Annotated in this window: 25 protein-coding genes and 1 riboswitch; of the genes, 19 read left to right on the top strand and 6 right to left on the bottom strand. The window is 37.7% G+C overall.

What is annotated here, in order from left to right; genetic code table 11:
- Position 1: 1 nt before the first annotated feature.
- Positions 2-457, bottom strand: a complete 456-nt coding sequence (locus tag WQ57_RS09875) for a YfmQ family protein (protein WP_046523594.1) — start codon at positions 455-457, stop codon at positions 2-4.
- A 353-nt stretch (positions 458-810) separates the two neighbouring features.
- Between WQ57_RS09875 and WQ57_RS09870 the strand changes: the two genes are divergently transcribed.
- The 6 genes from WQ57_RS09870 (at position 811) to WQ57_RS09840 (ending at position 6,004) form a co-directional block, all read left to right on the top strand.
- Complete coding sequence (locus tag WQ57_RS09870) at positions 811-1,005, top strand: hypothetical protein (protein ID WP_046523593.1); 195 nt, start codon at positions 811-813, stop codon at positions 1,003-1,005.
- A gap of 133 nt (positions 1,006-1,138) precedes the next feature.
- Positions 1,139-2,569: a MocR-like pyridoxine biosynthesis transcription factor PdxR gene (gene pdxR, locus WQ57_RS09865; RefSeq protein ID WP_046523592.1), complete on the top strand. Its 1,431-nt coding sequence runs from the start codon at positions 1,139-1,141 to the stop codon at positions 2,567-2,569.
- A 241-nt stretch (positions 2,570-2,810) separates the two neighbouring features.
- Positions 2,811-3,176, top strand: coding sequence for a hypothetical protein (locus WQ57_RS09860; RefSeq protein ID WP_046523591.1), 366 nt, complete (start codon positions 2,811-2,813; stop codon positions 3,174-3,176).
- Positions 3,177-3,376: 200 nt separating this feature from the next.
- Positions 3,377-3,883 (top strand): hypothetical protein, encoded by a 507-nt coding sequence (locus WQ57_RS09855; protein WP_241481513.1) that lies wholly within the window; start codon positions 3,377-3,379, stop codon positions 3,881-3,883.
- 942 nt (positions 3,884-4,825) lie between these two features.
- Positions 4,826-5,293 (top strand): hypothetical protein, encoded by a 468-nt coding sequence (locus WQ57_RS09845; RefSeq protein WP_064537353.1) that lies wholly within the window; start codon positions 4,826-4,828, stop codon positions 5,291-5,293.
- Between the two features lie 243 nt (positions 5,294-5,536).
- Positions 5,537-6,004 (top strand): GNAT family N-acetyltransferase, encoded by a 468-nt coding sequence (locus tag WQ57_RS09840; protein ID WP_046523589.1) that lies wholly within the window; start codon positions 5,537-5,539, stop codon positions 6,002-6,004.
- 120 nt (positions 6,005-6,124) lie between these two features.
- On the opposite strand, the gene WQ57_RS27495 is transcribed toward WQ57_RS09840, so the two are convergent.
- Both WQ57_RS27495 and WQ57_RS09835 read right to left on the bottom strand, forming a co-directional pair.
- Complete coding sequence (locus WQ57_RS27495) at positions 6,125-6,295, bottom strand: aspartyl-phosphate phosphatase Spo0E family protein (RefSeq protein ID WP_084820235.1); 171 nt, start codon at positions 6,293-6,295, stop codon at positions 6,125-6,127.
- A gap of 311 nt (positions 6,296-6,606) precedes the next feature.
- Positions 6,607-7,587, bottom strand: coding sequence for an aromatic ring-hydroxylating oxygenase subunit alpha (locus tag WQ57_RS09835; RefSeq protein WP_046523588.1), 981 nt, complete (start codon positions 7,585-7,587; stop codon positions 6,607-6,609).
- 231 nt (positions 7,588-7,818) lie between these two features.
- Between WQ57_RS09835 and WQ57_RS09830 the strand changes: the two genes are divergently transcribed.
- The 7 genes from WQ57_RS09830 to WQ57_RS09795 all read left to right on the top strand — a co-directional run bounded on the left by WQ57_RS09830 (position 7,819) and on the right by WQ57_RS09795 (position 15,632).
- Positions 7,819-9,159, top strand: a complete 1,341-nt coding sequence (locus WQ57_RS09830) for a uracil-xanthine permease family protein (protein WP_046523587.1) — start codon at positions 7,819-7,821, stop codon at positions 9,157-9,159.
- 350 nt (positions 9,160-9,509) lie between these two features.
- A riboswitch (glycine riboswitch) is annotated at positions 9,510-9,590 on the top strand.
- A 137-nt stretch (positions 9,591-9,727) separates the two neighbouring features.
- Positions 9,728-11,113 carry an amino acid permease gene (locus WQ57_RS09825; RefSeq protein WP_046523586.1) on the top strand — a complete coding sequence of 462 codons (1,386 nt, stop codon included), beginning with the start codon at positions 9,728-9,730 and terminating at the stop codon, positions 11,111-11,113.
- Between the two features lie 469 nt (positions 11,114-11,582).
- On the top strand, positions 11,583-12,203 hold the full coding sequence (locus WQ57_RS09820) for an NAD(P)-dependent oxidoreductase (RefSeq protein WP_046523585.1): 621 nt from the start codon (positions 11,583-11,585) through the stop codon (positions 12,201-12,203).
- A gap of 624 nt (positions 12,204-12,827) precedes the next feature.
- Complete coding sequence (locus WQ57_RS09815) at positions 12,828-13,274, top strand: SMI1/KNR4 family protein (RefSeq protein WP_046523584.1); 447 nt, start codon at positions 12,828-12,830, stop codon at positions 13,272-13,274.
- A 245-nt stretch (positions 13,275-13,519) separates the two neighbouring features.
- Positions 13,520-13,957, top strand: a complete 438-nt coding sequence (locus tag WQ57_RS09805; RefSeq protein ID WP_156183110.1) for a GNAT family N-acetyltransferase — start codon at positions 13,520-13,522, stop codon at positions 13,955-13,957.
- A 37-nt stretch (positions 13,958-13,994) separates the two neighbouring features.
- The gene (gene fosM / locus WQ57_RS09800) at positions 13,995-14,417 is read left to right on the top strand and encodes a FosM family fosfomycin resistance protein (RefSeq protein ID WP_046523581.1); all 423 of its coding nucleotides are present in this window, start codon (positions 13,995-13,997) and stop codon (positions 14,415-14,417) included.
- Positions 14,418-14,738: 321 nt separating this feature from the next.
- Entirely contained in the window at positions 14,739-15,632 is an 894-nt protein-coding gene (locus WQ57_RS09795; RefSeq protein WP_046523580.1) for an SDR family oxidoreductase, read from the top strand.
- A 1,162-nt stretch (positions 15,633-16,794) separates the two neighbouring features.
- Here the strand turns inward: WQ57_RS09795 and WQ57_RS09785 are convergent.
- Entirely contained in the window at positions 16,795-17,421 is a 627-nt protein-coding gene (locus tag WQ57_RS09785) for a hypothetical protein (protein WP_046523578.1), read from the bottom strand.
- Positions 17,422-17,737: 316 nt separating this feature from the next.
- On the opposite strand from WQ57_RS09785, the gene WQ57_RS09780 reads away from it, so the two are divergent.
- The 3 genes from WQ57_RS09780 to WQ57_RS09770 all read left to right on the top strand — a co-directional run bounded on the left by WQ57_RS09780 (position 17,738) and on the right by WQ57_RS09770 (position 19,507).
- A complete protein-coding gene (locus tag WQ57_RS09780) occupies positions 17,738-18,133 on the top strand; it encodes a VOC family protein (protein ID WP_046523577.1) in 396 nt (131 codons plus the stop codon).
- A gap of 293 nt (positions 18,134-18,426) precedes the next feature.
- A complete protein-coding gene (locus WQ57_RS09775) occupies positions 18,427-18,951 on the top strand; it encodes an SMI1/KNR4 family protein (RefSeq protein WP_052948705.1) in 525 nt (174 codons plus the stop codon).
- Positions 18,952-19,234: 283 nt separating this feature from the next.
- Positions 19,235-19,507, top strand: coding sequence for a stage V sporulation protein S (locus WQ57_RS09770; protein WP_046523576.1), 273 nt, complete (start codon positions 19,235-19,237; stop codon positions 19,505-19,507).
- A 497-nt stretch (positions 19,508-20,004) separates the two neighbouring features.
- Here WQ57_RS09770 and WQ57_RS26170 read toward each other — a convergent pair whose 3' ends face one another.
- Together WQ57_RS26170 and WQ57_RS09765 are read right to left on the bottom strand one after the other, a co-directional pair.
- Positions 20,005-20,157 carry a YjcZ family sporulation protein gene (locus tag WQ57_RS26170; RefSeq protein WP_156183109.1) on the bottom strand — a complete coding sequence of 51 codons (153 nt, stop codon included), beginning with the start codon at positions 20,155-20,157 and terminating at the stop codon, positions 20,005-20,007.
- Positions 20,158-20,333: 176 nt separating this feature from the next.
- Positions 20,334-21,164: a protein-glutamine gamma-glutamyltransferase gene (locus tag WQ57_RS09765; protein WP_046523575.1), complete on the bottom strand. Its 831-nt coding sequence runs from the start codon at positions 21,162-21,164 to the stop codon at positions 20,334-20,336.
- A gap of 394 nt (positions 21,165-21,558) precedes the next feature.
- On the opposite strand from WQ57_RS09765, the gene WQ57_RS09760 reads away from it, so the two are divergent.
- The 3 genes from WQ57_RS09760 to WQ57_RS09750 all read left to right on the top strand — a co-directional run bounded on the left by WQ57_RS09760 (position 21,559) and on the right by WQ57_RS09750 (position 22,937).
- The gene (locus tag WQ57_RS09760; protein ID WP_046523713.1) at positions 21,559-21,837 is read left to right on the top strand and encodes an ArsR/SmtB family transcription factor; all 279 of its coding nucleotides are present in this window, start codon (positions 21,559-21,561) and stop codon (positions 21,835-21,837) included.
- Positions 21,838-21,946: 109 nt separating this feature from the next.
- The gene (locus WQ57_RS09755; protein ID WP_046523574.1) at positions 21,947-22,330 is read left to right on the top strand and encodes a VOC family protein; all 384 of its coding nucleotides are present in this window, start codon (positions 21,947-21,949) and stop codon (positions 22,328-22,330) included.
- A 355-nt stretch (positions 22,331-22,685) separates the two neighbouring features.
- Positions 22,686-22,937, top strand: coding sequence for a hypothetical protein (locus tag WQ57_RS09750; RefSeq protein WP_046523573.1), 252 nt, complete (start codon positions 22,686-22,688; stop codon positions 22,935-22,937).
- The last annotated feature ends 46 nt before the right edge of the window (positions 22,938-22,983 follow it).

The raw sequence follows: 22,983 nt of genomic DNA, 5'->3' as shown, positions 1-22,983 counted from the left end.
TTCATATTTCATTTGTACTTTCTACCTTAACAAATTTGGGGAAGTTTTGAAGATAATCTGAGCGCAGACTATAAGATACAACTTTTTTCTTATATTGCCTAACTACATGAACATGGTCATCGTAGCGATAAACATGGATGTTTACATCGTGTTTGCCTCTTTTTCCGGTGATGACTATGGGGGTTACATTAGTCTCAGGCTTAAGGAATAAATGTTCATTACCCGGGAATATGGGGTGTTTTTGTAAGAATATCGCTTCATTGAAGCTTTCAGTCAATCTAATTTTTCCTTCCCCGTCTAATGCCTTTCCGTTGAATGTTACAGTAACATCCCTTGTATGAAGTTTTTGATGAAGTGCAAATTTACTAATAAACCAGTGCCCAACTGCACTCGGAGGACACATCAAGAATTTTAATAAAATTCCAAGCAATAACGAAATAACAACGGTCCATGTCATGCCATTTAAACTCCTAACTATATGATTTAGTTTATTTTAGTATCGTTTTGTTTGTACTTCAGATTGTCGCACATATAATAGTAATATACTAATTGATGTAAGAAACCATCCAATTGGTAAGAGTTTTGACCAACCACTAGCTTCCCGGAAGAACCCTTCCTCCTGCTAACGGAGTGAAGGCTTGATCCGTTGCTTCGTTCCTTATACTGATACTACTATTTATAAGTGGATGGGGGATTTATTTGAAAATTGGATGGTTACCAATGCATTACCTGTCGTTATAATTAGTCTGGATCTATATTATAAAATTTGATATAAGCATAGTAAAAGTACATTTAGGGAGAGGTATTGACATGGGTTTAGCATTAACTCTAGTTGCCATTATTTTAATATTTTCCATTATATCAACACTGCTAGTAGCAGGAAAGGGCGATGAGGGGTATGGAAATGCTGCAAAGCGAAACACAACCAACCTAACTTTTATATATGTTATTGTTATATTGCTTTCTCTCATTACGCTTGGAGCCTACATTCAATGGTTTTCATAAAAATTTATAATGAATAACCTATCGCCTGAAATAGCGATAGGTTATTTGCCTATCTAATGGTTATCCTTAATAGCAGCGACAGAAAAGAACGGTTCAAATAAGCGATCATGTAAGCCAGGAAAGGTGTGTAAGAATGGATTGGAAACCGGATAGAAAAGCAAAAAAACCAATTTATAAACAGTTGGCTGAGTATATTGAAAATGGAATTGCTGATGGGTCCTTTCCTCCTGATCGGCCGTTGCCTTCTGAACGCCAGTTGGCCGACCAATTTGGTATTAACAGAAGTACCGTCGTGGCAGCTTATGATGAACTGGAATCGAATGGTCTGATTGAACGAAGACGGGGGAGCGGCACCACCATCAGCAAGGATATATGGGGAATGACCAAAAAACGTATACCGAGCTGGAACCGGTACATCGAAGCGGGCTCATTTCTGCCAAACTTGCCCGTTATGCAAAGGATCCGAAAGGAAATGGGCGAGCATAATCTTATTAACCTGGCCAGCGGTGAACTGTCCGACGATCTATTTCCGATGGCACCTTTGCAGGAGATCACTATGTCGAGAACATTCAAGGGAAGCCTTGGGTATGACCATCCACAAGGAAGTGAGGCTCTTAGGAGCGCCATTGCGAAACATGTAATAGAGAAACGGGGAATCGAAGTGAATCCATCCTCGATTCTAATTACCTCTGGTGCCCAACAGGCCTTGCATCTAGTGGTTCAATGTCTGTTAAAACCAGGAGACGCCATCGCTATGGAGGATCCTTCATACGCGTATAGTCTTCCAGTATTTAAGTCAGCCGGATTAAGACCATTTCTATTGCCTGTAGATAAAGACGGGGTGAATCCGGATGATGTGCTCGCCCTACATAAAAAACATCGGATTAAAATGATCTTTTTAAATCCAGCTTTTCAAAATCCAACCGGTGCCTACCTTCATCCTCAACGCCGCAAAAGGATCCTGGAAATATCGTCTGAACATGGAATTCCTGTAGTAGAGGACGATCCTTATAGCCTGACTTCCTTTTCCCGTGAAGATGCGTCTCCGTTAAAGGCTATGGATTTTCACGGGAACGTCCTATATATTAGTTCCTTGTCAAAAATCGTCGCTTCAGGGCTGAGAATCGGATGGATTATTGGTCCTAAGCCTGTGATTGAACGGTTATCCGATGCCAAACAGCAGGTGGATTTCGGCCACGGAAGCTTTACTCAATGGATAGCAAATGAATTCCTGGAATCCGATCACTTTGATGCCCATATCAATCATTTGGTAGAAGAGTTGAAGAATCGGAGAGATCAAATCGTCATTAGCCTGGAGTCTTTTCTAAAGGAGCAGGTGGAGTTTACCACCCCTCAGGGTGGGATTCACCTGTGGTGCAAGATTAAAAATGAGTTCAACGAAACAAAACTTTTTGAGGAATCCATAAAGATAGGGGTCATTTACGTTCCAGGCTCGACCATGGGAACAGCCAAGGAGTATGTAAGATTCACTTACGCAAAGGAAAAGCAACCAAATATTCATAAAGGTATAAGCCGATTTGCAGAAGCTTTAAAATCTGTATAGTTTTATATTGTGAACAAACTCTAAAGAAAGCAACGTGGGAAAAATCCCACGTTGCTTTTTTAACAAATTTCTTTTGTACATCTAGGTGCAAAACGAATTTGACCAGGAAGCAGTAAAATAACCTCCAAATACCTTACATTTAATACATGTTTAAAAGAAATAATTCCAGTTATTGTATTAAATGGCGGATTTAGTGTAAAATTACACTAAGTGATAAAAGTGAATTGTAGGGGGAGTTAATTTGTTGCAAGGGAAAAATATATTTTATAAAGGGTTTTTTGTTTACCTTGTTTTATCCTTACTATTAAATTTATTGTTTATGTTTCTATTTAAAAAACAAGCAGAACACTTAGCATCTGACCTATTGCATTTTATCCCCACTGTCCTATTCAACGAATTAGCCGAAGTGATATTGCCAACATTTCCTGACCTATTATTTCTTATCCCTCTTGCTTTAACCGATGGGATAATTGGTGGGTTTATAGGTTTAATAATGGGCTTCTATCTCAGGCATAAAACTAAAGGTAGAATATACACTCTTTTAATTATATCCTTTGCAATCTTCGAATTTGTGGATGTGAAACTTATCCCCCTATTTACACCCTGACTATGCGCCTTATTTTATGTTAAACAGGTGGAGACGGCTGTTCCTTTTGCACTAAAGGGCAGGTTAAATAATAAATTCAATGGACAGAAATCACAGTTTTTGTTTAGTAATATTTTCTTTGTCGACAAAAAGGGCGTTAAACCGGGGAGGATTAACGCTTTTTTTTGGAATTACGATTTTAAACAAAGGGGGAGGATTTCTTGAAACTAAAATCTATGATGTTTATTTTCTTTTATATTCTATTTTTGATAGTAGGGTGCTCCACAAATGAAACCATAGACAGTAAGTCGGATTCACCCGAAGGTATACCGGATTTTGTGGAAGAAAGTGATTTTGAGAAAGTTGATTGGGATAGAAAAGCCGTGACATTCAATGACAATATGGTCGGAAATAAAAATAAATCAGGTGTTATCGGTGCCGATATGCCAAGCATAAATACCAATCAAAAGTGGATGTGGCACCTTTGGGGGATTGAACATCCCCAGGAGACAAAACTAACAGTAGTTGGTTTTCACAGAGAAACCAAAACTGTCCATCCACTCCTAACAACAGGTTCTGGTTGGACGATTGAGCTTGGAGGAGAGAATAATGGAGCAGATGCACACGCACCTTCAAGTGTGAACATTCCAAAGGCAGGTGAATGGGCGATATTGCTTTATACTGATGGAAAATTGTTTGATGAATTAGTGTACGAAATTAATAAATAAAAGGGATAAATTTATCCATCTTGTGTCACTAATAGGCAGGATATTTTGGTGGATGGATAAAAAGGGAGAATACGTATCAAATGTGGAGGCTAATTAGGCATTTGCCATAAAAGCTAAAGAAGATGATTAAAAAGAGCATTCCAATAAAGTGTGGGATGAATTGAACTTTTTTAAGGTGCTCTTATTGTTTGTTGTGCTACTTTTAGGGTTGATTGGCTATCTGGGAAAAGAGTTATCAGCGATGAGGATTTATCTGAAACTGCAACCGTTGCAAAAGAATATCTTGAACTTCAAGGTTATAAGGTACTTTCTTATGAACAACAACAAGAAAAATATAAAATCACAGAAAGTAAAATTGAGTCGATGCCTTATAGCTTTTATTGGAAGGTGTCGGGGGATGACCATCATCCATATATCGGAAAAACAGTAGATGTTGAAAAATTCATTGTCAAGAATCATCCATTAGATAAATGGGAATGTTGTGGCGGCTTAAAATCTAAAGGTAAAGTTTACGCCTATGTTTACGTTGTTGATAATAAGGTCGTAGGCGGCACGTCGTTTCCTTATGGAGTGGAAGACGCTGGATTAGTCGGAGGTTACTGGTCATTGGATGGGAGAGAGTAAATCTGTTTTTCACTATTTCAATTGAAGTCCCGATCATATATTTTTACCTAAAGAAACATTCAGATAATTTCCGTGTGCTTCTATCAGTGATTGTAACCGCTAACATAGTTACGACACTTATAGTCTCTGTAATGGAAAGAATAATGTTTTATGGCCAGTGGTAGGATTCAATAAAGGGCGGGTGATTCCAGAAGGAACCACCGCCTTTTTGTTTTTTCCTAAATTTAAATTTTTTTCCATTAATTAGCTTGCAATGCAACAATGTTATAACAACCTTCGTCTAGATAGATGAACGAATTCCTGATTGGAGGGAAATTTATGAAGCAACGTTTCTTTATCTTAGTTTTTTTAGGGTTCATCATGACAGGGTGCACCAATATTGGTTTGACCCAAGAAGAACCCAAGCCACCAAAAGCCTTTATAGAGATTACTAACGAAACATCCGAAACGGTACTTGGGACTTATTGTTGGTCATACAATGGTATGTCCGAATGTGCGGATGCACCTGGACCAATCGAACTCTTAGAAGGAAGGGACCCAATTGAGGTAAACCCTGGTGAAAAGATAACTTTTGTTATGGAGTATGAACCAAAGCCAAATAAGATCCATCTTCTCCAAATAAGCAACAATGAGGAATCAGAAGTTAAATTAAGTAACAATCATTTCTTGGCACCATCACAGAAAGGGGTTTATTACTATTCGTATGGAGCATGGTGGATGGATGAAAAGGAAGAAAACGTATCAAATGGAGATGCTCATTACGCGTTTGCCATAGAAGTAAAGTGAAGAGGCACTGACAGGTGGTGTCAGTACCCAAAATTGGTTGAAGAGCAGGAAAAGAGGCACTGACAGACGGTGTCAGTACCCAAAATGGGTCGAGGGGCAGAAAAAGAGGCACTGACACGAAATCTAAAGCCCCAAAATTGAAGCAAGAATTCAAATGGAGGAAAAGAATAAGGCAAGTTTATTAAAAATGGAGAATTAATTGAAGTGATTAGAGTAATTATCTGCTGAATTGAAGGGGATAAAATGCAATTGAATATTAGAAATATGAACACAGACTTTGCCGAAGAGATTTTAGACTGGAAATACGCTGCACCATATGATTTTTATAACAATGAGTTGACTTCTGATGCATTAAAGGAAATGCTTGAAAATCAGTATTATGCAGTTCTTGACCAAAATGATAAGTTAGTTGGCTTTTTTTGTATTGGAGACTCTGCAAGAGTTCCTATTGGCAATCAATTTGGTGCCTATTCCGAGGAACTAATTGATATAGGGATTGGTATGAAACCTGAATTAACAGGCCAGGGATTTGGTTTTACCTTCTTTTCCTTTATTCTTGAACATATCCAGGGCAATTTTAACGATGTCCAAAATCGGTTAACGGTGGCGAAGTTTAATCAGAGAGCCATTCATCTATATGAGAAGTTTGGATTTGTTAAGAAAATTGAATTTAAAAAAGGCTCCACTGCTTTTATAACGATGGTTAAATAGATGTTCTAAAATTAATCGGTGCTTGATCCTAGATTGGCGGCCTTTTTGCAAAGTCCTTATTGAACTAACGGGGTTTAGTGGAATAAGGGGATGTTTTATTCGACTTACCCGAATTGCCAATTAGTTAATTAAAAATTGATATTTAGCAATAAATCTATCTAGTTTTTGACTAAGTTCAATTGTCTTCTTACTCGTAAGTCCTTCCTTAAGTCCCGTCTCAATCATCTCTTGTCGCAACAATTGAATGCTCTGAACAAGGTTGCTTTTTTCAACACTATTTGAGGATAACATTGTAAATACGACTCCTTTTTCACTAAATACTAGAAAATAGTAACAGAAAATAGGAGGTATTAACAAGGGTTTTTCGCCAAATTGTGCAAATAGTTTAAATATGCAACAACCTATTGCACTAGACAATAAAAATTTCAATTATTATGGATGAAACTAAAAAAAGTTGCAGAGAGAACTAAAAGAAGAAGAACAAAAAGGTACACTTTTCAAAGTGCACCTTTTTGTTCTTCTATAGAAATAATTGTAAGGGTGATAAGCAATTATAATATAACCTTATATGCTAGAAGATGGGAATAGGCAGCCACTTTCCTTTATGCGGTCCCCAGTGTGACTCCCAATTTTTTCAGGTATTGACGATAGGCAATGCTCATTCGGTCTGATTTTAAGGACAGCTCTGCCTGAAGGTCGAGAGGAAGCTCTTCTGGTTTCTGATTTTCAACAATTGGCTTGTCCTGGGCGAAAATCATATCCTGAAAGTCGGTAATTTCCTTGTCAGTTTGGCCTGTATCATAGTTGAACGATAAAATTCCATAGGCAATCGATTTTTCTTCCGTAACAGGACTGATCATGAGGATAATCTTCATTTTGCTGTCTGTTTCAGGGTCCCGTTTTATGAACTGGACAACCAGTGGGCGCAGGACTTCGTAAGTATAATAGACATCCTTTGATTGGCCGGAGCCGTCGGGATCGGGCTGGAAGATTGAAATTTCATCGGAGAAAATCCGGCCATCTTCTACATGAACATCGTAATCTCCAATGACAGGATGGTCCTCCACCCCAAGATAGCCTACATGGACAAAAGCAAGGTGGCCCACATCAAGGAAATTCTCCACGACTCTTGGCGGAAGAGCATTTACTTCCTGAGGGCCCCATAGCACATTTCGGTAGGTTTTATCGGCAAACTCGGGATAGGGAAAGAATTCAGGGTCGTTGTTATTCAAATTAATCCATACAAATCCGTATTCTTCTCTGCATAGGTATTTGATGGCTTTGGCTTTTAGCGGAATCGCCCGGCCTTCGGGAAGCTGCGGGATATTTGTGCAAGCCCCTTCAGAGTTGAACTCCCACCCGTGATAAGGGCAGATAAGATTGCCGTCCTTAACGCATCCTAATGACAGGGCGGCACCACGGTGGATGCAAAGGTCCCTGAAGGCGTGGACGCCGTCTTCATTACGGAAAAGGACAATCCGCTCTCCCATGACAATCTTTTGAATCGGCTCTTCTTTTACATCCTCTATTTTACAAGCAACAATCCAGTCATTCCTCAGTACCTGGTCTTCTAACCTTTTCATTTTTCTCCCTCCATGCGAAGTATTCCTGTTTTCATTTTATAATGGATCAGAAAAAAGTCAACGTAAAATCCGAACAATGAAATAACCTATAATTAAAACGTTCGTTTTTGTTGTTTACTTTTCAAAGCTTATTCCTTATAATTCAAGTGAGAAATGTCACGTATATGTTAGGTAAATAAGTTTTTGAAGGGTTCGTTCAATTAAAATTTCATTAACGGGGGAAACAGGGAAATGGAGAATAATAGTCAAAATCCGAACATAACTGTAGGGGTTGATGAAAAGGTCGGGTTCAGCAAGGCAATCCTGCTTGGCTTTCAGCATGTCCTTGCGATGGACCTTTACATCGCACCAATCATTATCGCGGGCTTGCTGGCATTGGATACGATGAGCACAACCTTCTTTATTCAAATGTGCTTTCTGGCCGCAGGTGCTGCCACTTTGATTCAAACCATTTGGGGAATACGCCTTCCGGTCGTTCAAGGTCCTTCCTATGTACCGATTGGGGCTTTGGCTGCGATTGGCGGCAAGCTTGGGTTGGGGGCCGTGTTTGGAAGTCTCCTTCCTGGGGCGATTCTGATTGCGGTTCTGGGTTATCCATTAAAAGTGTTTGCTAAAATTGTCCGTAAAATCATTCCGCCTCTTGTGGGAGGAACCGTCATCGTCATTGTCGGCATCTCGCTGATGCCAAGTGCCTTTAACTCCATCTATCATGCGCCAGGAAATGTCGCCCATAACGTCATCATTGCAGCCGTCTCTGCCGCTGTTCTTGTCACATGCATGCTGCTTGGAAAAAAAGCGAAAGGGTACGGAACATTCTTCCGGTTGGTATCTGTTATTCTTGCAATCATTGCCGGTACCATTACTGCTTCCATTTTCGGCAGTGTTGATTTCTCGCCAGTAAAGGACGCAGCATGGATTTCGCTTCCAAGCTTTTTCCCATTCGGCGCACCTGTTTTCGATCTTCAAGCCATGTTGACGATGGTATTTATTTATTTGATCATTCTTATTGAAACAACGGGTACATGGTTTGTCGTCTCGACTGTAACAGGCAGTGAACTGGATGATAAAAAGCTGAACAGAGCTTCGGCAGGAGAGGGGATTGGCTGCCTTGTCGGCGGTCTGTTTGGGGGAACTCCGATGACCGGTTACTCTTCAAATGCGGGAATCCTCGCCATTACCGGTGTTGCAAGCAGAATGGTGATTATCTGTGCCGGAGTGATTCTTGTCATTCTAGGTCTCATTCCAAAACTATCCGCGATTATTACCTGCATTCCTGAACCAGTGATAAACGGGATTTTTGGAATCGTATGTGTAGCGATTGTCATGAACGGCTTAAAAGTGATACAGCATATCGACATCAATGACCGCAATATGATGGTCATCGGAATCCCGATTTTATTGACACTTGGCACCGTTGTTCTTCCTAAAGAAATTCTTTACAGTTTGCCTGACTTTGCGAACTATATCCTTTCTTCAGGTACCGCTGTTGGTGCGATCGCCGTGCTGTTACTGAATTTAATTATCCCTAATGAAAAGGCTTCTTCAGCTGAACCAGCCCAAAAATCAGCATAATGAGTTTTCTGCTTTAAAAGATCCCCTTGGCTTGAAATTGCAAAGGGGTCTTTTAAACTTTGCCGTTCTACGAATGGGAGATTATGATTTAACTAATTTACATTGTAATCTCTTCACTCGGAAATCCATAGTCAAAACAGCCCATTAATGCAATAAGGAAGGCCATGGAAAAACAAGAATGAAAATGTTATCAACAAGAAATCTAATAAATAAAGATGAGTTTGGAAATTTACGTGATTGACAAAAAATTTAACTCTTGATAAAATCATCTATTATTTGAAGATAACATTTAATAACAAAAAACTTAATAGGCAGTTAGCTATGAATGTTATGGGATCAAAACTATAGCAGGAGCAGCTTCTGGAGAGATCGCGGGAATTGCGCGGCGCCGAAGGGTTCACAATCTCAGGCAAAAGGACAGAAGAGTACAGAATATTTATTTGTTATTTTAATAATTATTATTTTTTAATAATAAAAATTATTCTTATTCTTTTATCTAAGAGATTGGAGGGCATCCAATCTCTTTTTTTATTGGTTTTATTAATTCATGACGTAGGAGGAGTTAGGATTGGCACAACAAGAATTAAAGAGAGACCTAGCAAATCGGCATGTTCAACTAATTGCAATTGGAGGCACCATTGGTACGGGATTATTCTTGGGTTCTGGTAAAGCCATACAACTTGCAGGCCCATCCATCATTCTTGCTTATTTAATCGTGGGGCTTGGGCTGTTTTTTGTTATGAGGGCACTAGGGGAACTGCTGTTGTCCAAAGCAGGTTACCTTTCGTTTACTGATATTGCCCAGGATTATCTTGGACCACGGGCAGCCTTCATAACTGGATGGACATATTGGTTTTGTTGGATTGTGACCGCCATGGCCGATATTATTGCAGTTGGTGTTTATGTACAATATTGGTTTGATATTCCACAGTGGGTACCTGCTATCATCTGTTTGATCATTTTATTAGGCCTTAACCTATTAAGTGTTAAGCTTTTTGGAGAATTGGAGTTTTGGTTTGCTTTAATAAAGGTCATTACTATTCTCGCTTTAATTGTGGTGGGAGTTATCTTGTTAGTTATAGGATTCGAGACAAATGCAGGAAGGGTTACAGTTGAAAATCTATGGGAACATGGTGGTATGTTTCCAAACGGTATTTCAGGTTTCCTGCTTTCTTTACAATTAGTTGTATTTGCCTTTGTCGGTATGGAATTGGTCGGTGTATCTGCAGCGGAAACATCCAATCCGGAAAAAAACATACCATCGGCCATTAATAAAATTCCTTTAAGAATTCTGTTTTTCTACGTTGGGGCCCTTATTATCCTTCTATCTATTAATCCATGGACAGAACTCAATGCAGCAGAAAGCCCTTTTGTTAAAACGTTCAGTTTAGTCGGAATTCCAATTGCCGCGGGAATTATCAACTTTGTCGTACTAACTGCAGCGGCTTCAGCCGGCAACAGTGGTATGTTTTCAACAAGCCGGATGCTGTATAACTTAAGCAACAATAACCAGGCACCAGCAAGTTTTTCAAAACTGAATAAAAATCATGTGCCATCAAACGGTTTATGGGTATCCACACTTGTCGTATCAGTAGGAGCTCTTTTGAGTAAACTCTTACCGGAACAGGCTTTTGGAATCGTAACCTCCATTAGTGCGATTTGTTTCATTTGGGTATGGAGTGTTATTCTGCTTTCTCATTTGAAATATATAAAAACATGTCCGGAATTACATGCAAAATCGAAATTCAAAGCTCCACTGACACCATTTATTAATTATGCTGTCCTTGCGATGTTTGCTGTTATTCTAATTATTATGCTGATTGCTGATGAAACACGGCCTGCCTTACTGCTGACACCTATCTGGTTTATACTATTATATGCTTTGTATTCTTCTCGAAAAAAGAAAGAAGAAAGTGGAAACATAGATATCAGCATAGAATCATTAATGAAATAATTCCTGGCCCGTTATGCCAGTTTGTTTCAGATAAGGCGAACGGAACGAAAGGTAAAAACAAAAAAAGGGTGATTGCCTTTCTATAAGCAATCACCCTTTGTGAACTTTAAGGGAAGTAATATGACCTTTTTATAATTTTTGCAAATCCAGCATATAAAGAAAAAGAAGAAGTGTTTATTTTTAAAGAACTAAAACATGTGGTTGAGGTCCTTACTCCCTTGGCGAAAATTAATAATGTTAAAATAAATACTTCTCTAATAGGGAAGAGGATTATTTTGTTTTAGGAGAACGAAAAAAATTTAATCAATGTCTTCTAATTTCGTGAAGAATGGTATTGAATCCATATGTCAAAAGGCGGGGAATTACAAATTTGTTTAAACCTATAAATCTCCCCAAATACTTTCATCCTTTTAGTCGAGTTAATTATCCTGTATTTTAATATTTGTATTCGTAAAAAGGAGGATTACTTTTGAATATTTTGATTTTAGGAGCAACTGGACGAGTTGGAAGTCAAATAGTAACTTATTCCCTTCAAAATAAACATCATGTTACTGCATTAGTTCGTACCCCAGAGAAGATTCAAATAAATAGTGGAAATTTAACCATTATTCAAGGGAATGTTTTAAATAAAAAAGATATAGTACGTGCAATGCATGGGATTGATGTAGTTATTAGTGCGCTTAATACTGATGGCACAACCACTCTATCAGAAAGTATATCACTAATTATCCAAGAAATGGAAAACAAAGGCATACAACGGATTATTACTGTAGGGACTGCAGGTATCCTACAAAGTAGAACCAACCCAAAGTTACTGCGTTACCAATCAAGTGAATCAAAGCGTAAATCAACCCGTGCAGCAGAAGAACATCATAAAGTTTACGATATTCTGAAAAAATCAACACTTGATTGGACAATTGTATGTCCTACATATTTGCCAGATGGAGAAAGAGAAGGTCAATATCGAATTGATCGTAATTTTTTGCCAGAAGGGGGAGTGAAAATATCAGTTTCTGATACAGCAGAATTTACTTATCGTCAGATAGAAAGTACCGATTATCTCCAATTACGTGTAGGAATCGCCTACTAATATACTCTCTTACACTACTACTTGCTGTCACAAGGTAAAATTTATTAATTGTGAAAAATATACTTAAACAAACGGGTGCGTTGGTCCAGGAAGGATTAACGCATTTTTTTTAGAAGTCTTTATTCAACAAACGGGGCTGGATACTTACATAAAGAAATTAATAAAATATTAAACGGAAAGGGGTGGTGCAGATATGGAAAATGGGGTTCTTATATTATTATAACTGCAATTGGAAGGATTGTTTTACTGTTTAGTTTAGGTTCATTAGTTGGCGGGGACGATATTGAATTTATTTATGTTCTATTATTTATTATTCAATTTGCATTTACTACAACTATTCTATTTCAAATTTTCATCGAGTGAAAAAGTTAGAAAAGAGGGAAACAGAGAAGAATTCCTAAAGGAACGAATAGATGCGTTGATATAAAAGTATTAATTATCCTTATAGTAAATCCTCCAGCCATGGTAGTTTTAAGAAAATCCTCTAATAATATGTTTACATTGTTAAGTGAAGGTGATATTTATGTTTGAATTTCTTAGTATAGAACTAAGTAAATTATATGGAGAAGATAAGAAAAAATTACGAACCAGAACTACCCTTTATGGACACTTAGGAGATGGGAGATGGCATACACATCTTCAACCACCATTATCAAAGAAGATATTAATAAGTTTGAGGAAGATTTAAAACAAGAGTTGCCTGCTGAATATAAAAAGTTTTTGACATTTTATAACGGTTGTTATTTATTTGATTTATTAAGAGTCGCAGGAAAGGATGCAGACACATATAAAGGTTTAAGCATAGAAGAACAAGTTCATTTAGCTTTTAATTTAAAAACTATGGACAATTTATATCGAAGAAAACGTACTCCAAAAGCCTATTTCATTTTCGCTGATTCAATTGTTAAAAACGCTTATTATGTGATTAATACTGATGAGAAAATAATAGAAATAGATTATAGAACAAAAAAAATTATCAAATCGTACAAAGACCTTAAATCCTTCATTTGTGAAATTTTATTAGAAGGGAAAGAGAATTTAGCAAATGGAATATTTTATGAATTTAAGTGATAATTTTTCTTCAACTGAAGAGTATGTTGATCCAGGAAGGAATAACCACCTTTTTTATTGGATTCCTTATGAAGCTAACGGAGCAGAAAAGTTGAATACGGATAGCCAGGAACTTTATAAGTGGAACTTATTGAATATCATAAAACAATTATTATTAACTTATAGTGTACATTAAGTTAGCATTTAAATTAACAAAATGTTTACTAATAAGGGGGATTTCATTGGAGACAGGAATAAGGTTTAGAATGGCGACTGCAAAAGATTTAGAAAGTATTGTTTCAATGCTTGCAGATGATGTTTTGGGAAGTAAACGTGAGCGTTATGATCACCCCCTTCCTAATAGTTACTTAAAAGCATTTGAGGCTATTACATCTGACCCAAATAACGAATTAGTAGTGGCTTGTGACGGTAATGAAGTGATTGGAGTCCAACAAATTACTTTTACACCTTATATAACACATCAAGGTGGATGGAGAGCTACGATCGAAGGAGTGAGAACATCAGCTTCTGTAAGAGGGAAGGGTGTAGGTACTGAACTTATAAAATGGGCGATTTCGCGTGCAGAAGAACGTGGTTGTCATTTAGTACAGCTTACAACTGATAAAAAAAGGGAAGATGCGTTAAGGTTTTATGAACGGTTAGGTTTTAAAGCAACGCATGAGGGTTTAAAGCTGAAGCTTTAATAACTTTTTTTCTGAAGTCTAAATTTGAGGTGATACGGTGTCAGTAAAAGGTCTTAATCATTTGTTATTTTCAGTTTCTAATCTAGAGGATTCGATTAAGTTTTATAAAAATGTGTTTGATGCTAAGTTGTTAGTTAAGGGTAGAAGCACTGCCTATTTTGATTTAAACGGTATTTGGCTTGCTCATAATGAAGAGAAAGATATTCCTCGAAATGAAATTAACCAATCATACACACATATAGCCTTTTCAATAGAAGAAACAGAATTTGATCATATGTACCTTAAACTAAAGGAATTGAATGTAACCATACTACCAGGTCGTACAAGAGACGAAAGAGATAAAAGATCCATTTACTTTACTGACCCAGATGGCCATAAGTTTGAATTTCATACTGGTACTTTACAAGACAGGATGGATTATTACAAAAAGGAAAAAACACATATGGAGTTTTACAACTAAATGATTTCCTTGAACAAGTAACTGGTTGTTTTGGTGAGATTGTGAAGAGTGGTCCTTAAAATAACGGGTGCTAATGATTAAAGAAAATGTTGTGTGAAAAAATGCTTGGAGATGATCCAAGCATTTTCTATGCTAATTGAGAGTAGCAGCAACAATTAAAGGAAACATCAATCTAATCTTGATAATAATCTGGAGCCGTTTAAATAAGAATTTCACAGGGTATCAAAAAATGTAACAGAGTGTAGTAAGTGTTTTACTAGCCATTGAGAATTTTCTTATCCTTAGAATCTAGGAATTAAACAAGATAGGAGATGTTTTTTTATGGGAAACCCACATCTAACCGATCCACGCAAGAAGTTTTACAACGAAAAATTCCCTGATCAAGAACAGGACACTCCAGCGTTACAGAATGAAATGAGGCCCAAACCTGACTGCGGGGAAGAATCATATAAAGGATACAATCGCCTAGAAGGACGCAATGCCTTGATTACCGGAGGAGATTCCGGAATAGGCCGTGCCGCCGCGATTGCCTATGCGCGCGAAGGCGCCAATGTGGCCATTCAATTCTTCCCTGGTGAAGAAGAAGATGCCAATGAAGTCAAAGAATTAATTGAAAGTGAAGGCAGAAAAGCATTGCTGCTGCCGTATGACTTGCGGGAAGACGGTGCAGCCACGGAGATTGTTACAAAAACAGTGGAAGCTTTTGGCGGATTGGACACGCTGGTATTGAATGCCGCGCAGCAAATCGCGCAGCCGTCCCTGAGTGAGTTAACAATGAAGCAAGTACATGACACTTTCAAAGTGAACATCATCAGCATGTTTGAGAGCGTAAAAGCAGCCGAAGAACATCTGGAACCAGGAAGCGCGATTATCACCACGACATCAGTCCAGTCATTCGAACCGTCCACATCTTTAGCGGATTATGCTGCTACAAAAGGAGCGATAAGCAACTTCACGGTTTCCTTGTCCTCCTACTTTGCTTCGAAGGGTGTGCGTGTCAATGGTGTCGCACCAGGGCCAATTTGGACGCCGCTGCAGCTAGATAACGGAAAATTGGATGGACAAATCCCTGAGTTTGGCCAAAACTACCCATTAGGCCGTGCAGGACAGCCGGTAGAGCTAGCGCCGGTGTACGTTCTTCTGGCCTCTGATGAAGGAAGTTATATCACCGGTCAGATTTACGGAGTGACAGGCGGCAAGCCGATAGACTTGTAGTTTTAGGTGTGAACTGAACAGGTTAAGCATAAATTGTTAATAACGTAATAGTTGATAGGCCCCCTGCGGTTGGTGTTTTGTCTCCAGCTGTAGGGGGCCTATTTTTATGGCTGCTTTTATATATGAAATTTAAATGCTGAATAGTGATGACAATAATTAAAAAAAGTGTAAAATTTATACTGACAATACCAAATGTTGATAATATGAGCCAAAATGCATCGTCTTCCTATGCTGTTTGGAACATAGTTAAACGGAAGAAGGGATGATTATAATTTGAAAAGGCCATGGGAAGCTTTGCAGTTGTTAGTAGTAAAATCGCGTCTCCGAGTACCACTTTATGTCCTTACCTTTATTACTGGTATAGGATTTTTTTTCGTTTCACCTGAACTTTTTTTACCGACCATCTTCATCACATTGCTAGGGTCCTTATTAGTTTTTGAAAGTATTCACCCTGATGGCTATCAAAGTGTTTTTCTTGGACATATTAAGCCTGGGAAGCTGCGAACGAACTTATCTGTGTTTCTGATTATTATAGGCATCAGCCTGGGATCATTCCTAATGTTTATCGGGATTGGCGTAGAAATAGGGCGACACTTTCGGTGAAATACATATCCCGTCTTGAAGTTATGAAGTTGATTCAGCGGTCCTTTGTTGTTGAACTCTAAATGGAGAAGGATAGTTTAAATGGACAATCTACTAAAGCAGATAAGCTTATTCCAACTTCTTACGATTACGAGATACTTAATGAGATATTCATGATCATTAATGAATTTCCTTTAGAAGGAAAAATTAGGAACCTAGAAAAAGCAATTTCAAAAAGTTTAAATCAAATAAAGAGGAAAGAGAAGTTTTGCTGCAAATCCTAGGGTTTTGTTCTATATTGTCCACAAATGAATATCCAGGTTTCCTTAATGATTTTATCCCTTTTGTTGAGAGGGAAGTTCCTGAACACTATAAAAATGACTGGTCATACCCTGTATGTTGGTGGAAAGGGAAGAACGGATTAAATAAAAATGCTGTAAAAGTAATATTTCCTGAATACCCTTACAACTAATGTGCGTGATAAACTCGAAAACAAACAAAGGCTGGTTAATGACTAACCGGCCTTTTATTTACATATTCAACTAGGGTTTAGGTTTTTAAATTTAATTAGCGGACTTGCTTACTTGATTATAGTGAAAGAAGAGCCAGAGGTTACACCGCCACCGGAATACTCGAAGCTATCAGTCCTCTTTTCACCGATGCTACCGGAAACCGACACGTTATTGAAATTTTTGAAAGTACCTTTAGAAAGTTTGATGTATTCATCGTAACCGATCTGGACATTTCTATCAGAGTATTTTGAGGTAGAATAACTCTTTGGGTTGAAAGTCCATGAAAGATTAATAGACTTAGATCCGGCAGGAGTTTCCTCCCAAGTGCATTCTTCTCCTTCATCATCACAAGTAACATCGACTTTGGATACTTCTACAGTAGCATTCACCTTAGCTTTGCCTTTGTTAAGGTCGAAAACATCTTTGGTTGCTGGAATTTCAGCGCTGCCAATATAGAATTCGTCTGTTTCATAATCATAGGTGTGGTAAATGAGCATATAAGAATCTTTACCTTCAAAATTTGTAGAGAACTCTATGTGGGTGTCGACGGTTCCTTCTGATCCATAAAAAGAAGCACTTTGATAAGAGCCTTTGTATGGAGATTGAGATGGAGATTTATTGCTTTGCGCCATTGCTGGCAGGGACATAGTCAACAAGAACACAACCGACAGAATCAATACTTTAATTTTTCTCATTACGAACCCCCAGTTTTTGGAAACCTAAACCACTATCAAAATTATACAATATGATAGAGGGAAATAAATTGAGAACATTTCGACAATTTATGACCTCTAGAAGAATTGATAAGGAAGTATACAACTGCATGGTCTATTCCGATATGCAACAAACCAAACCGGTTGAATAAGAGAATAAGAATAACTCTAAAATCCAGTTAAAAGGATAATTTGCAAAGATGGCGAAATATAGGAGGAGCTTACAAGGATTGCAAATAGGAAAGCCAACAATTTGGTGCGTTATTTAATCTAACTAACTCATTAGGAGGAATAATCTTTGTCTAATGGGTTACTGCATCATATTGAATTATACGTGTCTAATTTGGAAAAGACGATGGAATTTTGGGGATGGTTTCTACAGGAAATGGGATACAGACCTTTTCAACAATGGGAAGGAGGGCAAAGCTGGAAATTAGGTGATACTTACATTGTATTTGTACAAGTGGAGAAACGTTTTTTAGATATTCCTTACCATCGCTGCCGAGTTGGGCTGAATCATTTAGCCTTTCATGCAGATTCACGAAGTCACGTTGATGAAATAACAAGAGCTTTACACACTAAAGGAGTAAGTATCCTCTATAAAAAAAAACATCCCTTTGCTGGAGGGGATGATTATTACGCCGTTTTTTTTGAAGACCCCGATAGAATTAAAGTAGAACTTGTTGCCCCTTAATGTTGTTTTTTTATAAGCTCTTTATTCTGGGGGTTGGTAAAGTAGTTTGTTGGTAGAACACTATATTTATTAGGAATGGCTTTTATTTTCTTTAGTGTAATTGCGATCAATATGGTTCTTTTTCGAATTGTGGTGGAGACATAGTACTTCCACTATTTGTTTTGAACGATGCGTTAATCCAGAAAGGATTAACGCTGTTTTTGTGGAATTACCTATTTTAAACAAACGGGGCAGTATAGTTCCAAAAGGTGAGAAAAGGATAATAACATGATTAAAGGTCATAAGGTGATAATATGGAGTTTTATAAAGGAATGAATTTTTGGAATACAGCTGGTGAGGAAATCAGCCCTCCTTTAACTGATTTAACAATTAAAAATGCAGAAAAGGCATTAGGAATTACACTTCCCCATTCTTATATTGAGCTATTGAAAGAACAAAACGCAGGTACACTGAATTACCCTCACTTTTTCGTTGGTCAGGACAAGGAAAGGACAACTATGGACTATATGGAAGGCATCGACTTTGAAGGTGTAGAACGAGGAATTGGCATTTTAAAGTCAGCAGAGTGGACAAGAAAACAAGGGTTGCCTGAAGGCCTAATCGTTTTGTGGACTGACATTCACGCCTGGGTTGTACAAGATTATAGAAGAAAAGTTGAAAATCCATCAGTTGTTTATTTTTATGAAGATTACTCATCAGAAGATAGACAATGGGAAAGTGTTGAAATTGGACAGGATTTTGAAACTTTTCTAAGTAAGTTATTTCGTGGTTCAACACTAAATCCAAAAGATTTAAAAACAAGCTACGGAAGAAAGTAGGAGGACCTTGTGCAACCGGTTCCAGGCGGTTAAATTCCTTATGTCTTGATCCGCTTTTTCTTCATATGCTAACAGGCATGTTTGTGGCGAAAGAAAACACCCTTATAAAAATATGAACACAAGTGATGGTGAAGGAATGGTAGAAAGAGCATCTAATACAATATTACCCAAGGAACAAGTTCAATAGGTCTGTTTTATATAAATGTGAATATGATTAAGGATACGTCATTTCATTCTTTCTATTGATCATATCAAGCCATTATATAACAGGGGGAAAATTAATATGGAACATGTAATAAAGGTATCATCAAAATCAAATCCAAATTCAGTTGCAGGTTCAATTGCAGGCATAATAAATGAAAGAGGAGTTACCGAAATTCAAGTGATTGGAGCTGGTGCTTTAAATCAAGCAATTAAAGCCATTGCAATTGCAAGAGGATTCGTGGCTCCTAACGGTATTAATTTGGTGTTTGTTCCTGCATTTACAGATATTTTAATCAATAATGAAAAAAGAACAGCAATCAAATTAATTGTAGGTCCTAGAAAGAGAAGATAGATTTCCGTTACATCCTGGCGAACGATGAATGCATTTTAAATTTCCCCCTAGCTATTCAATTCGCTTTACCTCTCAATCTTTTTTTGTCGTGTTATCCTTTTGAACAGGGGTTTGATGAAGGGTGCTAGCAAAAAAATAAAAAGAAGTAAACAAGAACAGTCGTTATTTTAACAATTTAGTCCAAAAAAAACAGCCTTCAAGGAATTATCCTTATAAAGGCTGACTACTAGTATAAGTTTGTCGGCCGTTCACATCACTGGCTGAAAGCGGTTAATTAACAGTATACCGATGCTTATATCAGTGGAATAAGAAAAGGTAAATAAGCTCCCGGGATCTTGCGATTTTCCTGACCTGCTTTTTAGGATGACTGAATCGAAGCCTCAGGTAACTTCCTTCAAAATGCTACAATAAAAGCCGATCATCCTGGTCACGGATAGGAAAATCGGCTTTTTCTTCTACATTCGATTTTAAACAGCCTATATCAAAAAGCATTCAAGCTAGCATTTGCTAAAGCCGCAAAGACTTGCACCTACAATGATAAGTAAAATGAACAATACTACAATTAAAATAAAGTCGTTCCGATAAGTAGGACAGGCATAACTAGGTGATGCATATCCATAATCATAAGCAGGAGCTGTAAAGGTAGGCATTGGTGCAATATTTGGCGGAACATTGGCACTCAAAGTCGGTGGTGCGTTAAGGTTTGAATACATGATTACACTTCCCTTCGTGTAAGACATTTCCCTATATCATACTCTCGAAGGTGAGTTTGGAGCCCGTCTATTAAAAAAATGGGTAAATGTCATGGGTGAGAAGTGACTAAATACTACATTGAATAATAGAGATAGTGTGCATATGAAATGGAATTTTTGTTATGGTGCACGATTGGACGCTGCACTTTGTCTGCCCTGCTGTTTCCATTCCAGCCTGCGACTCTGAATAAATACTTAAAAGAAGGCCTTGTCACTAATTTTGTTATATAAGCTAAACGAGAACTCCCAGGTGTTCTTTTTTCATTAAGGATTTGAATCATTTCTTCTGATGTCCGTATATTGAATCCATGTCCAAACAATCTGCCATCATTAAGGACAACAGCATTAACTCCTCTAAACTGTGGAGTTCTTCGATCAAAGTCGGGATTGTTAACATAAAGGACATCTCCAGGTATAAAGTGATTGGAATAAAAGGTAATGACACCCAAGTCTGTATCTGTATGCCAGCTATAAAGATACAGATTTCGAAAAAGTAAATTAAATGAATAGCTGCCAATACTGTTCAATATGGCATGGTAATAGATGATTGGGATTGCTGTCGCACATTCAAATGCGTATTGCGAACTGTTCCGATAAATATCCAAAATCGCATCAGCCGGCTGCACATCGGGTCTTAAAAGGAACCCGCCTGCCCTTGTTAATTGCCAGTTCCTAGGATTGCAGCGGGCATATTCAAAAGATGTGAACACTGCTTGACTGTTGTTCATTTCTATCGCACTTTGGATAATGTTCTTTCGGACTTTTAGTTCGAATAATAATTCATGTCCGGAATTATAAGAATAATTGATAGGAGCATCCTGCATCTGTTGAATAATGGTTTTCTCAATACTTCCAAACTGCCAGTTTTCATTCTGTTGAAGCGGAACCCCTGATATTAGGATCATACAATCCTCCATTCCTATGTCGCTTTTCATCTGCATTCATAACCATCGTATTCCCATTTTTTATGAATCATGTTAATTATTAATGGGGGTCCAGGGTAAGCGTAATATAATTAGGGGTATTTCATGTTAGAAGGGTTCTTGGGTACTGAACATCAGGGTGCCTCCCTGATACGCTACTTGTATGCTTATCTCTAACAAATCATCAACTTCCTTATGTTAGAGAAGTTGTTATTAAACAACGGGGCAGGTTTCTCGAATAAGAAACGTGTTTAAAAACATTTAGAGTGATTAAAATTGACTATTGTGTGGTTCTATGGAGCACTTATTCACTTTTATGCAACTATGAAGTTGCCTATGTTTGACAAGCAACCGAATAGTTGCGTATAATAAATTTATGAATTGGGACAAAGACACTATATTCAAAGCACTTGGAGACTCAACTCGACGGCTTATATTAGACGAACTATCCGAACGCAACGAGATGACGTTGTATGAACTTACGACACGCCTCATTATGAATCACGACCTTTCCATTTCGCGACAGGCGATAGCAAAACATCTTTCAGTAATGGAAGATGCAGGACTCGTTAAATCAAAACGAAAGGGAAAATATCGAATAATTATTTTCAACAACGAGCCACTTAAAAATTTGCTAAAAGGATGGATAGAGTAATTTTTAGAATCGGAACAAAACTTCTGACAAATATGTGGGTTGCCTTGTTTGCAGCCAGATTGTTAGCACAGTACATGCGTCATAAATATCAAAGGAGGAAAAAAACATTATGAAAATCATTGTAACCAGTATATTCGTAGAAGACCAAGAAAGGGCACTGGAATTTTACTCAGAAACGCTGGGATTTGTAAAAAAGCATGACGTTCCCTCTGGAGAATACAGGTGGATAACGCTTGTATCTCCAGATGAACAAGACGGTACTGAGCTTCTGCTGGAACCGAATGTCCATCCAGCAGCTAAAGAGTATCAGGAGAAGTTATTTGCGGAAGGGATCCCAGTAACAATGTTTGGGGTTCCCGATATTGACGCAGAGTACAAGAGATTAATGGATAAAGGCGTGAAGTTTACTATGGAGCCGACAAAAATGAGCGAAGTCAAAATAGCTGTCTTCGATGATACATGCGGCAACCTTATTCAGATAATACAGCAGTAACTCCATGACGAAGGAATCTAGTTCTTAACGACTTAATGGGAAAGTTTTAAGATAGGTTGAGTGTTTTTTACTAAGAATTAAACAACTTTATGTTAGCCCTGGCCTAATTTTAGGTTAGGGTTAAACATTTTTTAGGGTTAAAAATTAAGGGAATTATTGTCGTTCGCCAATAGAAAAGTAAAATTGTACATCCCAGTAATAAGGTGTGTTATACACCAAAAGCCATCTGCCCACAAATGGAAATACTGCTCATACTTATCTCTATCGAACAATATAAAATTCATAAAAGTGTCACCACAGTATCCCCTTCACTTTTTGAAAAAGTTGTAAAATATGGTGTAGTGGAGGGATGAACATGTACAAATTAGAGTTTATTGACCACAGCACTAATAGATTGTTTAGAGAAAAAAGCTTTATTACTCCTAGAGAAATGCACCAATATCTTAACAAGTTCAATTTGAAAGAGGATGCTGAATTCACTTTTTTTGATGATAATTTATCTCCTTTTTCTGCCGTATTTCACAGCCTGAATTCATTTGTTGCTGAAAATAACATGGGATTTAGAATGTATTTTAATTGTAGGCTAGAGAAGAGCCAAATCATTTAAAATTTATCCTTAGTTGTACTGATGATGTTAATACGGTATTTAGAGG

It is taken from the genome of Mesobacillus campisalis (assembly GCF_000986785.1).
Lineage (GTDB): Bacteria > Bacillota > Bacilli > Bacillales > Cytobacillaceae > Mesobacillus_B > Mesobacillus_B campisalis.
Note: the sequence above shows the minus strand (reverse complement) of the source record. Positions and strands in the feature narration are given on the sequence as shown.

Excerpts from the sequence above, each read along its gene's own strand:
- WQ57_RS09775 (WP_052948705.1), top strand. The coding sequence starts at position 18,427 with ATGGAGTTTTATAAAGGAATGAATTTTTGGAATACAGCTGGTGAGGAA.
- WQ57_RS09805 (WP_156183110.1), top strand. The coding sequence starts at position 13,520 with ATGGCGACTGCAAAAGATTTAGAAAGTATTGTTTCAATGCTTGCAGAT.
- WQ57_RS09835 (WP_046523588.1), bottom strand. The coding sequence starts at position 7,587 with ATGAAAAGGTTAGAAGACCAGGTACTGAGGAATGACTGGATTGTTGCT.
- WQ57_RS09770 (WP_046523576.1), top strand. The coding sequence starts at position 19,235 with ATGGAACATGTAATAAAGGTATCATCAAAATCAAATCCAAATTCAGTT.
- WQ57_RS09795 (WP_046523580.1), top strand. The coding sequence starts at position 14,739 with ATGGGAAACCCACATCTAACCGATCCACGCAAGAAGTTTTACAACGAA.
- WQ57_RS09875 (WP_046523594.1), bottom strand. The coding sequence starts at position 457 with ATGACATGGACCGTTGTTATTTCGTTATTGCTTGGAATTTTATTAAAA.
- WQ57_RS09765 (WP_046523575.1), bottom strand. The coding sequence starts at position 21,164 with ATGATCCTAATATCAGGGGTTCCGCTTCAACAGAATGAAAACTGGCAG.
- WQ57_RS09755 (WP_046523574.1), top strand. The coding sequence starts at position 21,947 with ATGAAAATCATTGTAACCAGTATATTCGTAGAAGACCAAGAAAGGGCA.
- WQ57_RS09830 (WP_046523587.1), top strand. The coding sequence starts at position 7,819 with ATGGAGAATAATAGTCAAAATCCGAACATAACTGTAGGGGTTGATGAA.
- WQ57_RS09840 (WP_046523589.1), top strand. The coding sequence starts at position 5,537 with ATGCAATTGAATATTAGAAATATGAACACAGACTTTGCCGAAGAGATT.
- WQ57_RS27495 (WP_084820235.1), bottom strand. The coding sequence starts at position 6,295 with ATGTTATCCTCAAATAGTGTTGAAAAAAGCAACCTTGTTCAGAGCATT.
- pdxR (WP_046523592.1), top strand. The coding sequence starts at position 1,139 with ATGGATTGGAAACCGGATAGAAAAGCAAAAAAACCAATTTATAAACAG.
- WQ57_RS09760 (WP_046523713.1), top strand. The coding sequence starts at position 21,559 with ATGAATTGGGACAAAGACACTATATTCAAAGCACTTGGAGACTCAACT.
- WQ57_RS09815 (WP_046523584.1), top strand. The coding sequence starts at position 12,828 with ATGGCATACACATCTTCAACCACCATTATCAAAGAAGATATTAATAAG.
- WQ57_RS09785 (WP_046523578.1), bottom strand. The coding sequence starts at position 17,421 with ATGAGAAAAATTAAAGTATTGATTCTGTCGGTTGTGTTCTTGTTGACT.
- WQ57_RS26170 (WP_156183109.1), bottom strand. The coding sequence starts at position 20,157 with ATGCCTACCTTTACAGCTCCTGCTTATGATTATGGATATGCATCACCT.
- WQ57_RS09750 (WP_046523573.1), top strand. The coding sequence starts at position 22,686 with ATGTACAAATTAGAGTTTATTGACCACAGCACTAATAGATTGTTTAGA.
- WQ57_RS09845 (WP_064537353.1), top strand. The coding sequence starts at position 4,826 with ATGAAGCAACGTTTCTTTATCTTAGTTTTTTTAGGGTTCATCATGACA.
- WQ57_RS09870 (WP_046523593.1), top strand. The coding sequence starts at position 811 with ATGGGTTTAGCATTAACTCTAGTTGCCATTATTTTAATATTTTCCATT.